This is a genomic window from Pseudomonas sp. NPDC089569 (genome assembly GCF_050280625.1).
Classification (GTDB): domain Bacteria; phylum Pseudomonadota; class Gammaproteobacteria; order Pseudomonadales; family Pseudomonadaceae; genus Aquipseudomonas.
Genome location: NZ_JBNNVQ010000140.1, coordinates 1 through 12,539, shown reverse-complemented (window position 1 = coordinate 12,539; position 12,539 = coordinate 1). Strand labels below are relative to the sequence as shown.

The following is a 12,539-nucleotide window of genomic DNA, read 5'->3' as shown; positions in this document are numbered from 1 at the left end:
CGCGCCCATCGCCTGTCGGCCCGCTTGCAGTACGGCTGCACCTGGGTCAACACGCACTTCATGCTGGTCAGCGAAATGCCCCATGGCGGGCAGAAGCTCTCCGGTTATGGCAAGGACATGTCGATGTATGGGCTGGAGGATTACACCGTCGTGCGGCATGTGATGTTCAAGCACTAAAAGCATCGCGAGCAGGCTCGCTCCCACAGGGGAATGCGATCAACTGTGGGAGCGAGCCTGCTCGCGATGGCATCACCTCGGTTTCAGGGCAGAAACCGGCTCTACGCACCACCAGGTTTCAAGGCAAACGAAAACAACAATAACCACCGATCCGGACGGTGCCTCCCAGGCCCCGCCACGGTATCGGACATCCGAAATCTGCCGATTTTCCGGAGCAAACACACATGAGTTCATCATCCGATCTCTCTGCAGCCGTTGCCGACAGCGATGCCGAGCAACTGCGAAAACTGGGTTACACCTCCAACTTCAATCGCAGCATGAGCCTGTGGGAAAACTTCGCCCTGGGCTTCACCTACCTGTCTCCAGTCGTAGGGGTCTATACCCTCTTCGGCCTGTGCCTGGCCGCCGGCGGCCCACCGATGTTCTGGACCTACCTGCTGGTCGGCTGCGGCCAATTGCTGGTGTGCCTGATCTTCGGTGAAGTGGTCTCGCAGTTCCCGATTTCCGGTGGCGTGTACCCTTGGGCCCGTCGCCTGGTGGGCAAACGCTGGGCCTGGATGGTCGGCTGGATCTACTCCATCGCCCTGTGCGTGACCATCGCTGCGGTTGCTGTAGGTGCCGGTCCGTATCTGGCGGCCATGCTCGGTTTCGAACCGAACAACAACACCAACATCGTCATTGCCCTGGTGCTGACCCTGTTCGCCACCCTGGTCAACCTGAGCGGCACCAAGACCCTGGCACGCATCGCCATGTTCGGCTTCCTCTGCGAACTGATGGGTGCGGTGATCGTGGGTGTCTACCTGCTGATCTTCGAACGCCATCAACCGATCAGCGTGCTGTTCAACACCTTCGACATCAAGGTCGACGGCTCGTACCTGCCGGCCTTCCTGACGGCGTCGCTGGCGGGGATGTTCCTGTACTACGGCTTCGAAGCGTGCGGCGACGTGGCCGAGGAAACACCGAACCCGAGCAAACGGATTCCGGTGGCCATGCGCATGACCATCTACATCGGCGGCGTCTCCGCGATGTTCGCCTGCCTGGCGCTGATCCTCGCCGTGCCGGACATGCAAGCGGTGATCAACGGCACCGACAAGGACCCGGTCGGCACCATCCTCAACAACGCCTTCGGTCCGGTGGGTTCGAAAATGGTGATGGGCGTGGTGATGATTTCCTTCATCTCCTGCGTCATCAGCCTGCAAGCGGCGGCGAGCCGTTTGCTGTATTCCTATGCGCGTGACGAAATGGTGATCGGCAGCCGCCTGCTGAAAAAGATTTCGCCTACAACACAGGTTCCGGTTGCCGCGTTGTTCGTGTCGGGCGTTCTGCCGGCGCTGATCATCATCCTCGGCTTCTTCCTGCAGGATGCGGTCGCCACCATCGTCAGCTTCGCCGCCATCGGCATCTACCTGGCCTTCCAGATGATCGTGCTCGCCGCGCTGTACGCACGCATGAAAGGCTGGAAGCCCAGCGGCAAATTCAGCCTGGGTGCCTGGGGCTGGCTGGTGAACATCGGCGCGCTGGCCTACGGCGTCGGCGCCATCATCAACATGGCCTGGCCACGCACGCCGGACGCCGCGTGGTACATCAACTACGCCATGGTCCTGAGCACCGCCATCGTGATTGGCTTGGGCCTGCTCTACATGTGGATCGCCAAACCGTATGACCACGGTACGGCGCCTGCTGGGGATGCGTGGAAGGTGAGTCACTGATGTAATTCGCTCCGGGATCAGTGGGGTCCCGGAGCGAGCTTTGCTTAGTAAGCATTCCTACAGAATGCTCCCTCCCGAAAAACCCTCAGTTCCTACATCACGCGTCGCCAGAGTAGACTTGGCGCCGCGAGCGCCTGACCGATAGGCTTTGTCCCGTCGCTGCCAAATCAGCGACCCGGAGTCGAAGCCGGAACCTATCAACATGGCGCATCTGCGCCCCCATATGAGCTGGGGCATTTTTTTGCCTTTCAGTTTCACGTTATGGCGGGTCGTGTGGCGCGGGCCTCTTGGCTTCCATGTTGATAAAGAGTGTCCCGACTTCGAACGCCGCACGATCCGCCACCTAAATCTGTCGAAGGATTAGTGGCGGCTCCTTTTTCAACATGGAGTCGAACATGCAAAAGCATTCATCAAATACGCACGATGTTCATAGCTACTTCACCCCAACCGTCTTCACTCGCCACAACCGTTTCCTCCACACCTTCATGCACGATAACCAAGCCTGGTTCTGCGTCCAGGATCTAGGCCGCCTGATGGGCAAACCTCTGAACGAACGGCTGATCCAAAAGCTCGATCCCGATCAGCGTCGCCATGTCTGGTTGCTGAAAGACGGCAAAACGCTCGAATCGCTGATGGTCAGTGAATCGGGGGTGTACGCATTGCTGGTTCACCACTTCATTCCGGAAAACCGCAATTTGCGGCAATGGCTGAGTCACGAGGTGGTTCCGATGTTGCGAAATACGCAGACGGCGGCGTTGGAAAACCTGCCAAGCCTGAGTTCGTTGAATTGGGCTGGCATCACGGTGCCTTTGCTGCATTACCAACAACACGCGTGGGTCAAATGGCGAGACATGCCTGAATTGATCCAGGTGCAGCGACCTTCCCCTTTTGTGGGGACTTGCAAGTAAAGGGACCTCCTGTAGGAGCGAGCATGCTCGCGATGGTGGTTAACGATTACGCGTATTTATTGGTTTTACGCGGCGTTCTTTAGACCATCGCGAGCATGCTCGCTCCTACACACTTAACCCGCACAGCCTCAAAACCGCGAAACACTCCGCATCGCATCCACCAGATACCTCATCGCAATCCGGTCGCTCTCCGACAGCTCCCGATAGCGCTCCACCAGTTTCATCTCCTCGGAATTGAGCCGGCGCCTTCGCCGACTGCTGCCCAGGCATGGAAAAATCCCCAACATTTCGGTGATGCCTTGTACTTTCGACATGGACGATGTCCTTCTCTTCGTCAAAGAAAACTTCAGAAACCGCATCGCCCTGATTCGTTTCAGCTGCCGCATTTGTGCCAACTGAACCAACACCGGCCCGAAGGGCATAAACCGGTCATGAGCACAGAATAGGAATATTCCCGGCGCTGAAAAGTGGTTTTTAGAGTAATTAGTCGAAAAAAGCAGAAATGCCCTTTAATTCAGAAGGGGCTGTCGGAATTCTTTCCCGACACGTCTTGTTTCATTCCGGCGCTAGCGTCGTGCCATCAAGCATTTTTGCTCTGCAATCGAACGGTTTAAGCTATCCGGCATCTGTTTAAAGTCCGTCGCGTTTGGCCGAAGGCATGTCCGAACCGTTATTTCCGATCCAGTACGTGCCAGGAACGGCGCGGGATTGTTCACGACAGGGTTGTAATTATGCACCGCAGGAACTTGCTCAAGGCCTCCATGGCCATCGCTGCCTACACCGGTTTGTCTGCTACCGGCCTGCTCGCCGCCCGCGCCTGGGCAGCCGATACCGGGGCCGCCGATGGCGAGGCCCTGCCCTTCGACTTCGAATCCCTGAAAAACCAGGCCAAACAGCTTGCCGGCAAAACCTATCAAGACACCAAGCAGGTGCTGCCGCCGACACTGGCGACCATGACGCCGCAGAACTTCAACGCCATCCGCTACGACGGCAACCATTCGTTGTGGAAAGACCTCAAGGGTCAACTGGACGTGCAGTTCTTCCACGTCGGCATGGGTTTCCGCCAGCCGGTCCGTATGTATAGCGTCGATCCCAAGGCCAAAACGGCGCGCGAAGTGCATTTCCGCCCTTCGCTGTTCAACTATGAAAACACCTCGGTCGATACCCAGCAGCTCAAGGGCGACCTGGGTTTCTCCGGGTTCAAGCTGTTCAAGGCGCCGGAGCTGGACAAGCACGATGTGGTGTCTTTCCTCGGCGCCAGCTACTTCCGGGCAGTGGACGCTACCGGCCAGTACGGTCTGTCGGCACGCGGCCTGGCCATCGACACCTACGCCAAAAAGCGCGAAGAATTCCCCGACTTCAGCAAGTTCTGGTTCGAGACGCCGGACAAGGACAGCACCCGCTTCGTGGTGTACGCCTTGCTCGACTCCCCGAGTGCCACCGGCGCTTACCGCTTTGACATCGATTGCCAGGCCGAGCGCGTGGTGATGGAGGTCGACGCCCACGTCAACGCCCGTACCGCCATCGAACAACTGGGCATTGCCCCCATGACCAGCATGTTCAGCTGCGGCACCCACGAACGACGCATGTGCGACACCATTCATCCGCAGATCCACGACTCCGATCGCCTGGCGATGTGGCGCGGCAATGGCGAGTGGATCTGCCGTCCGCTGAACAACCCGGCCACCCTGCAATTCAACGCCTTTGCCGACAACGATCCGAAGGGGTTCGGCCTGGTACAGACCGATCACGAGTTTGCCAGTTATCAGGACACCGTGGACTGGTACAGCCGGCGCCCGAGCCTGTGGGTCGAACCGACCACGCCGTGGGGCGAAGGCTCCGTGGATTTGCTGGAGATTCCCACCACCGGCGAAACCCTGGATAACATCGTCGCCTTCTGGACGCCGAAGAAACCGGTCGCGGCCGGCGATTCGCTGAACTACGGCTACAAACTCTACTGGAGCGCCCTGCCGCCGGTCGGCACGCCCCTGGCACGGGTCCATGCGACCCGTTCCGGGATGGGCGGTTTCACCGAAGGCTGGGCACCGGGCGAGCATTACCCGGAAGTCTGGGCGCGGCGCTTCGCGGTGGACTTCACCGGCGGCGGCCTGGATCGCTTGCCCCAGGGCGCGGGCATCGAGCCGGTGGTCACCTGTTCGAATGGGCAGGTCAAGGATTTCAGCGTGCTGGCGCTCGACGACATCAAGGGTTTCCGGATTCTCTTCGACTGGTACCCGACCAACGACAGCGTCGACCCAGTGGAACTGCGGCTGTTCATTCGCACCAATGAGCGCACGCTCAGTGAAACCTGGTTGTACCAGTACTTCCCACCGGCACCGGACAAGCGCAAGTACAGCTGATTCGGGGTTGCGCCAGGCACCCATTCGGTTTTCCGAACGCGACCCGTCGGTCGGTTCGGATAACCGGATCTCCGGGCCTTGAAAAGTTCGTCAAAAATATTTAATTCTCCTTATAAATCAATAAGTTGATTCATTCAGCCTGGCCTGGCATGAGTCATGCTCTACACTTCTTCGACGAATGCCTGCTGCGCCAACACTTCAGGAGCCAGCAGGCATTCAATGCACAAAGGGCCGATCAACTGGCTCCATAAAAAAAACAATGTCGAGGAAAATTTGATGCGCATCGTTCCCCATATCCTGGGCGCAGCCATTGCTGCCGCTCTGATCAGCACGCCAGTTTTCGCCGCCGAACTCACCGGCACCCTGAAGAAAATCAAAGAGTCCGGTGTGATCACCCTCGGGCATCGCGACGCTTCCATTCCTTTCTCCTACATCGCGGACGCCTCCGGCAAACCGGTCGGCTACTCCCACGATATCCAGCTGAAAGTCGTCGAAGCCCTGAAAAAAGACCTCGACATGCCCAACCTCCAGGTCAAATACAACCTGGTGACTTCGCAAACCCGTATTCCGCTGGTACAGAACGGCACCGTGGACCTGGAGTGCGGCTCCACCACCAACAACGTCGAGCGCCAGCAGCAGGTTGACTTCTCCGTTGGTATCTTCGAAGTCGGTACCCGCTTGCTGACCAAGAAAGACTCGGCCTACAAGGATTTCGACGACCTGAAGGGCAAGAACGTCGTGACCACCGCCGGCACCACGTCCGAGCGCATCCTCAAGGCGATGAATGCCGACAAGCAGATGGGCATGAACGTCATCTCCGCCAAGGATCACGGTGAGTCCTTCCAGATGCTGGAAACCGGTCGTGCAGTGGCCTTCATGATGGACGACGTATTGCTGGCCGGCGAAATGGCCAAGGCCAAGAAGCCTGCTGACTGGGCTGTGACCGGCACTCCACAGTCCTACGAAATCTACGGCTGCATGGTGCGCAAAGACGACCCGGCGTTCAAAAAGGTCGTGGATGACGCCATCAAGGCCACCTACGCCTCGGGCGAGATCAACAAGATCTACGACAAGTGGTTCCAGCAGCCTGTTCCGCCTAAAGGCGTGAACCTCGAATTCCCGATGAGCAATGAGCTCAAGGCCCTGATCGCCAATCCGACCGATAAAGCGGCTGACGACAAGAAATCCTGATTTCTGACTAACCTTATCTCCTGAAAGGGCCGCTGCCCTTTCGGGAGGTGTCACTCCCTGCTGGCATTGTCTGGAAGCACTCGCACCGGTGGCTGTCGAGCCGAGCGCGTGTGCCCGATCGTCAGGATCGGGCGGGAACGGAGTTTCCCCCAAGCGGGCATTTGTACATCGATCGAATCCGAGGGGAGACCCTAATGAATTACAACTGGGACTGGGGCGTGTTCTTCAAGTCCACCGGCGTGGGCAGCGAGACGTATCTCGACTGGTTCATTTCCGGTTTGGGCTGGACCATTGCCATCGCCGTCGCGGCCTGGATCATCGCCCTGACACTGGGCTCGATCCTGGGCGTCATGCGCACCGTGCCGAACCGCATCGTATCGGGTATCGCCACCTGCTACGTCGAACTCTTCCGTAACGTGCCGCTGCTGGTTCAGCTGTTCATCTGGTACTTCCTGGTGCCCGACCTGCTGCCGGAGAACCTGCAAGAGTGGTACAAGCAGGACCTGAACCCGACCACCTCGGCGTTCCTCAGCGTTGTCGTGTGCCTGGGCCTGTTCACCACCGCCCGCGTCTGCGAGCAGGTACGTACCGGTATCCAGGCGCTGCCCAAGGGACAGGAATCCGCTGCCCGCGCCATGGGTTTCACCTTGCCGCAAATCTACTGGAACGTGCTGTTGCCCCAGGCTTACCGGATCATCATTCCGCCGCTCACCTCGGAGTTTCTGAACGTCTTCAAGAACTCGTCCGTGGCCTCGCTGATCGGCCTGATGGAGCTGCTCGCGCAGACCAAACAGACCGCCGAGTTCTCCGCCAACCTGTTCGAAGCGTTCACCCTGGCAACACTGATCTACTTCACGCTGAACATGAGCCTGATGCTGCTGATGCGTCTGGTCGAGAAGAAAGTCGCCGTACCGGGCCTGATTTCCGTAGGGGGTAAATGATGGAATTCGACTTCTCGGGCATCATTCCGTCCCTGCCGGGCCTGTGGAACGGCATGCTCATGACCCTCAAGCTGATGGCGATGGGCGTAATCGGCGGGATCATCCTCGGCACCGTCCTGGCGTTGATGCGCCTGTCCCACAGCAAACTGCTGTCGAACCTGGCCGGCGCCTACGTCAACTACTTCCGCTCGATTCCACTGCTGCTGGTCATCACCTGGTTCTACCTGGCGGTGCCGTTCGTGCTGCGCTGGATCACCGGCGAAGACACGCCGATCGGTGCGTTCACCTCGTGCATCGTGGCTTTCATGATGTTCGAAGCGGCCTACTTCTGCGAAATCGTCCGCGCCGGTGTGCAGTCGATCCCCAAGGGGCAGATGGGTGCCGCCAAGGCGCTGGGCATGACCTACGGCCAGATGATGCGCCTGATCATCCTGCCGCAGGCGTTCCGCAAGATGACCCCGCTGTTGCTGCAACAGAGCATCATCCTGTTCCAGGACACCTCGCTGGTCTATGCCGTCGGCCTGGTGGACTTCCTCAATGCTTCGCGCGCCAGTGGCGACATCATTGGCCGCTCCAATGAGTTCCTGATCTTCGCAGGTCTCGTGTACTTCATCATCAGCTTTGCCGCCTCGCAGCTGGTCAAGCGTCTGCAAAAAAGGTTCGCCGTATGATCTCTATCAAAAACGTCAACAAGTGGTATGGGGACTTCCAGGTGCTGACTGACTGCAGCACCGAGGTCAAGAAAGGCGAAGTGATCGTGGTGTGCGGACCGTCCGGCTCCGGCAAGTCGACCCTGATCAAGTGCGTCAATGCCCTGGAACCGTTCCAGAAGGGCGACATCGTGGTCGACGGCACGTCCATCGCCGACCCGAAGACCAACCTGCCGAAGCTGCGTTCGCGCGTGGGCATGGTGTTCCAGCATTTCGAACTGTTCCCGCACTTGAGCATCACCGAGAACCTGACCATCGCGCAGATCAAGGTGTTGGGCCGCAGCAAGGAAGAAGCCACCCAAAAAGGCCTGCAATTGCTCGAACGCGTCGGCCTCAAGGCTCATGCCCACAAGCACCCGGGGCAATTGTCCGGCGGTCAGCAACAGCGCGTGGCGATTGCCCGTGCGCTGGCGATGGACCCGATCGTCATGCTTTTCGACGAACCGACCTCGGCGCTGGACCCGGAAATGGTCAACGAAGTACTGGACGTGATGGTGCAACTGGCCCACGAAGGCATGACCATGATGTGCGTGACCCACGAAATGGGCTTCGCCCGTAAAGTGGCCGACCGCGTGATCTTCATGGACGCCGGCAAGATCATCGAGGACTGCCCGAAAGAAGAGTTCTTCGGTGACATCAATGCCCGTGCCGAGCGGACCCAGCACTTCCTCAACAAGATTCTGCAGCACTAAACAAATCACCGCTCCTCCCCCCCGTAGGAGCCAGGCTTGCCGGCGAAGGCGATCTCAAGTACGCCTTCGCCGGCAAGTCGGATCGCCGCACCGCTGGCTCCTACGGAGGGAGCGATGTAGATCTGAAGATTTGTGTTGTGGTTGACCCAAGGCATCTGTGATGAAATGCGACCCCCCACTCTATCGCGACACGTCGCCATCACTCGCCGTGAAACCCCGCCTGATTCGCCATCTGTTCCTGCCGCCGCTGATCATCGCCTTGATGATCGGACTGGGTTACGCGGGTTTTCGCATCAGCGAGCACTACGCCATCCGCAGCCTCGGCGAAAACGGCCAGCGCCAGCTGGAACTGCACGCCCGCGCCGTCGAGAGCGAAATCAGCAAATACACCTACCTGCCCAGTTTGCTGGAGCTGGAAACCAGCGTGTCGACGCTGCTGGGCGACCCGACGCCGGAGCACCGGCAAACAGTCAACGACTACCTTGAAGGCCTGAACCGGCGCAGCCGCAGCCGGGCCATCTATGTGATGGACACCACCGGTCGGGTCATGGCCACCAGCAACTGGCGCGATGTCGACAGTTACCTGGGCGAAGACCTGTCCTTTCGCGCCTATTTCCAGAACGCCGTGCGCGGTCAGCCGGGGCGTTTCTACGGCATCGGCAGCACCAATGGCGAACCCGGCTACTACCTGGCCCATGGCCTGGAAGAACACGGCAAGATCATCGGAGTCGCAGTGGTCAAGGTTCGCCTGGAAGCCATGGAAGAACGCTGGCAGCGGGCACGCCTGGAAGCCTTCGTCAGCGACGAGAACGGCATCATCATTCTCTCCAGCGATCCGGCGCGGCGCCTGAAGTCGGTGATCCCGCTGAGCGACGAAACCAAGGAAAAACTGGCGCGCAGTCTTCAGTACTACTGGTTCCCGCTCAACGAACTGCAACCGCTGGCCCGGGAAACCCTGTCCGAGGGTGTGGAAAAACTCACCTTTCCGGCCAACAGTGAACTGGTGTCCGACGACGAGAACATCAGCTACCTGTCGCAGACCCGCCCCTTGAGCGATACACCGTGGAATTTCACCCTGCTGACACCTTTGCAGGACCTGCGCCGTGAAGCCATCAACCAGGGCATTCTGGTGGCTGTGGCGTTTGGCCTGGTGGCGTTCCTGCTGATCGCCTGGAACGAGCGGCGCAAGGTGATCGCCACTCGCCTCGCCGCCCGGGAAGCCCTGGAGCAAGCCAACAGTCAGCTGGAGCGTCGGATTACCGAACGCACCGGCGACCTGCGCGCCAGCAACGAACGGCTCAAGGCGCAGATCCGCGAGCGGCGTCAGGCCGAAGAGACCTTGCGTCGTGCCCAGGACGAACTGGTACAGGCTGGAAAACTCGCAGCCATCGGGCAGATGTCCACCAGCATCGCCCATGAATTGAACCAGCCGCTGGCCGCATTGCGCACGCTGTCGGGCAACACCGTTCGTTTCCTCGAACGCGGGCAGCTCGATGTGGCCAGCACCAACCTCAAGACCATCAACGAACTGATCGACCGCATGGGCCGCATCACCGCCAGCCTGCGCGCCTTCGCCCGGCGTGGCGACGACAAGGGCCAGGCGTGCCTTGGCAAGGCCGTGGATGCTGCCTTGCAGTTGCTGGATGGTCGGCTGGAGCACGCCCCGCTGCAACTACATCGTCATTTCGAAGATGTGCAGGTCAGGATCGATCAGACTCGACTGGAGCAGATCCTGGTCAATCTCATCGGCAACGCCCTCGACGCCATGCAGGCCCAGCCACAGCCGCAGTTATGGCTCGAAGGCGACGTGCAAGACGGCAAGTACCGGTTGCGCGTTCGCGACAACGGCCATGGCATCGACGCCGAAGCGCGCAAGCATCTGTTCGAGCCTTTCTTCACCACCAAACCCGGCGAACAGGGTCTCGGCCTGGGCCTGACCCTCTCCGCAAGCCTGGCCGCCGCCACCGGTGGTCACCTGGGTGTCGAGCACCCGACCAGCGGCGGCACCGCATTCGTCCTCAGTTTACCGTTGGTAAGCTCCACTCCCGCCGAGCCAGTATGAACAACGAACTTAGCGTTTTGATCGTCGAAGACGACCCCCATGTGCTGCTGGGCTGCCAACAGGCGCTGGCCCTGGAAGACATTCCGTGCATCGGCGTGGGCAGCGCCGAGGAGGCCCTGGCGCAGGTCGGCGACAACTTTGCCGGCATCGTCATCAGCGACATTCGCCTGCCGGGCATCGATGGCCTGGAGCTGTTGTCCCGACTCAAGGCCCGCGACCGCAGCCTGCCGGTGGTGCTGATTACCGGCCACGGCGACATTTCCATGGCCGTCGGCGCGATGCAGAAAGGCGCCTACGATTTCATGGAGAAGCCCTTCTCCCCCGAGCGCCTGGTGGATGTGGCCCGCCGGGCACTGGAACAACGCAGCCTGGCGCGGGAAGTCTCGTCGTTGCGCCGGCAACTGGCCGAACGCGACTCCCTTGAAGGGCGGATCATCGGCCGCTCGCCCGCCATGCAGAACCTGCGCGAACTGATCGCCAATGTCGCCGATACCTCGGCCAACGTGCTGATCGAAGGCGAAACCGGCACCGGCAAGGAACTGGTTGCGCGCTGCCTGCACGATTTCAGCCGCCGCCACACCCGCCAGTTCGTCGCGCTGAACTGCGGCGGCCTGCCGGAAAACCTGTTCGAAAGCGAGATCTTCGGCCACGAAGCCAACGCCTTCACCGGCGCCGGCAAGCGACGGATCGGCAAGATCGAACACGCCGACGGCGGTACGTTGTTCCTCGACGAAGTGGAAAGCATGCCCCTGCCCCTGCAGATCAAACTGCTGCGGGTGTTGCAGGAGCGCACCCTGGAGCGCCTGGGTTCGAACCAGAGCGTGGCCGTGGATTGCCGGGTGATTGCCGCGACCAAGTCCGATCTGGATGAATCGAGCAAGGCCGGCGAGTTCCGCAGCGACCTGTATTACCGTCTCAATGTCGTGACACTGGAACTGCCGCCCCTGCGCGAGCGCCGCGAAGACATCCTGCAACTGTTCGAATATTTTCTGCAGCAGTCGTCCCTGCGTTTCGACCGCGCTGCGCCCGAACTGGATAACCAGACCGTATCGAGCCTGATGAGCCATGACTGGCCTGGCAACGTGCGTGAACTGCGCAATGTCGCCGAGCGTTTTGCCCTGGGCCTGCCGGCATTCAAGAAGACCGGCGCGGGCGGCAACACTCAGGGGCTGGCGTTCGCCGAAGCGGTGGAAGCCTTCGAGCGCAACCTGCTCGGCGATGCCTTGCAACGCAGCGGCGGCAACCTGACCCAGGCCAGCCAGGAGCTGGGCATGGCCAAGACCACCTTGTTCGACAAAGTGAAAAAGTACGGCCTCAGCCATTAAGAGAGACCCGCGTGGACCTGATTCTCAAAGCAACCCTGGGCGCGGCGGTGGTGGTGATCCTTGCCGCCCTGGCCAAGACCCGAAACTATTACATCGCCGGCCTGGTGCCCCTGTTTCCGACCTTTGCGCTGATTGCCCATTACATCGTCGGCAAGGGCCGGTCCATCGACGACCTGAAGACCACCATCGTGTTTGGAATGTGGTCGATCATTCCGTACTTCGTCTACCTGGCCACCTTATACGTGATGGTCGACCGCATGCGTCTGGAAGCCTCCCTGGCGGTCGCGGCGGTGGCCTGGTTGATGGCCGCGACCGTGCTTGTCAGCGTCTGGGTTCGCGTCCACGCCTGACCGCCCCATCCCTGTAGGAGCGAGCACGCTCGCGATGGACGCAAGAACACCGTGGGAAGCCAGACTGCCCGCGTCATCGTTAACGTCCATCGCGAGCGTGCTCGCTCCTACAGG

13 protein-coding genes are annotated in these 12,539 nt (G+C 60.1%); 11 read left to right on the top strand and 2 right to left on the bottom strand.

The window, feature by feature from the left end; all coding sequences use genetic code 11:
* From ACQKP2_RS29770 to ACQKP2_RS29760, 3 genes are all read left to right on the top strand, one after another.
* On the top strand, positions 1-177 hold a 177-nt coding region (locus ACQKP2_RS29770), incomplete at its 5' end, for an aldehyde dehydrogenase family protein (protein ID WP_427579350.1).
* A gap of 224 nt (positions 178-401) precedes the next feature.
* Positions 402-1,886: an APC family permease gene (locus ACQKP2_RS29765; RefSeq protein WP_427581880.1), complete on the top strand. Its 1,485-nt coding sequence runs from the start codon at positions 402-404 to the stop codon at positions 1,884-1,886.
* A gap of 395 nt (positions 1,887-2,281) precedes the next feature.
* Complete coding sequence (locus tag ACQKP2_RS29760; RefSeq protein ID WP_427581878.1) at positions 2,282-2,794, top strand: BRO-N domain-containing protein; 513 nt, start codon at positions 2,282-2,284, stop codon at positions 2,792-2,794.
* Between the two features lie 128 nt (positions 2,795-2,922).
* Here ACQKP2_RS29760 and ACQKP2_RS29755 read toward each other — a convergent pair whose 3' ends face one another.
* Positions 2,923-3,108, bottom strand: a complete 186-nt coding sequence (locus ACQKP2_RS29755) for a hypothetical protein (protein ID WP_427581876.1) — start codon at positions 3,106-3,108, stop codon at positions 2,923-2,925.
* Positions 3,109-3,525: 417 nt separating this feature from the next.
* Here ACQKP2_RS29755 and ACQKP2_RS29750 point away from each other — a divergent pair, with 417 nt between their 5' ends.
* Positions 3,526-5,154, top strand: coding sequence for a glucan biosynthesis protein D (locus tag ACQKP2_RS29750; protein ID WP_427581874.1), 1,629 nt, complete (start codon positions 3,526-3,528; stop codon positions 5,152-5,154).
* A gap of 161 nt (positions 5,155-5,315) precedes the next feature.
* Here ACQKP2_RS29750 and ACQKP2_RS29745 read toward each other — a convergent pair whose 3' ends face one another.
* Positions 5,316-5,438 (bottom strand): hypothetical protein, encoded by a 123-nt coding sequence (locus ACQKP2_RS29745; protein WP_427581872.1) that lies wholly within the window; start codon positions 5,436-5,438, stop codon positions 5,316-5,318.
* Between ACQKP2_RS29745 and ACQKP2_RS29740 the strand changes: the two genes are divergently transcribed.
* The 7 genes from ACQKP2_RS29740 (at position 5,431) to ACQKP2_RS29710 (ending at position 12,425) form a co-directional block, all read left to right on the top strand.
* The gene (locus ACQKP2_RS29740) at positions 5,431-6,345 is read left to right on the top strand and encodes a glutamate/aspartate ABC transporter substrate-binding protein (protein ID WP_427581870.1); all 915 of its coding nucleotides are present in this window, start codon (positions 5,431-5,433) and stop codon (positions 6,343-6,345) included. The two genes, ACQKP2_RS29745 and ACQKP2_RS29740, sit on opposite strands and share 8 nt — an antisense overlap.
* A 194-nt stretch (positions 6,346-6,539) precedes the next feature.
* Positions 6,540-7,286, top strand: coding sequence for an amino acid ABC transporter permease (locus ACQKP2_RS29735; RefSeq protein ID WP_427581868.1), 747 nt, complete (start codon positions 6,540-6,542; stop codon positions 7,284-7,286).
* Positions 7,286-7,957, top strand: coding sequence for an amino acid ABC transporter permease (locus tag ACQKP2_RS29730; RefSeq protein ID WP_427581866.1), 672 nt, complete (start codon positions 7,286-7,288; stop codon positions 7,955-7,957). The genes ACQKP2_RS29735 and ACQKP2_RS29730 overlap by 1 nt, the downstream gene beginning before the upstream one ends.
* Positions 7,954-8,688, top strand: coding sequence for an amino acid ABC transporter ATP-binding protein (locus ACQKP2_RS29725; protein ID WP_427581865.1), 735 nt, complete (start codon positions 7,954-7,956; stop codon positions 8,686-8,688). The genes ACQKP2_RS29730 and ACQKP2_RS29725 overlap by 4 nt, the downstream gene beginning before the upstream one ends.
* A gap of 160 nt (positions 8,689-8,848) precedes the next feature.
* A complete protein-coding gene (locus ACQKP2_RS29720) occupies positions 8,849-10,750 on the top strand; it encodes a sensor histidine kinase (RefSeq protein ID WP_427581863.1) in 1,902 nt (633 codons plus the stop codon).
* A complete protein-coding gene (locus ACQKP2_RS29715; RefSeq protein WP_427581861.1) occupies positions 10,747-12,075 on the top strand; it encodes a sigma-54-dependent transcriptional regulator in 1,329 nt (442 codons plus the stop codon). The genes ACQKP2_RS29720 and ACQKP2_RS29715 overlap by 4 nt, the downstream gene beginning before the upstream one ends.
* A gap of 20 nt (positions 12,076-12,095) precedes the next feature.
* Positions 12,096-12,425, top strand: a complete 330-nt coding sequence (locus tag ACQKP2_RS29710) for a GlpM family protein (RefSeq protein WP_427581882.1) — start codon at positions 12,096-12,098, stop codon at positions 12,423-12,425.
* Positions 12,426-12,539: the final 114 nt, after the last annotated feature.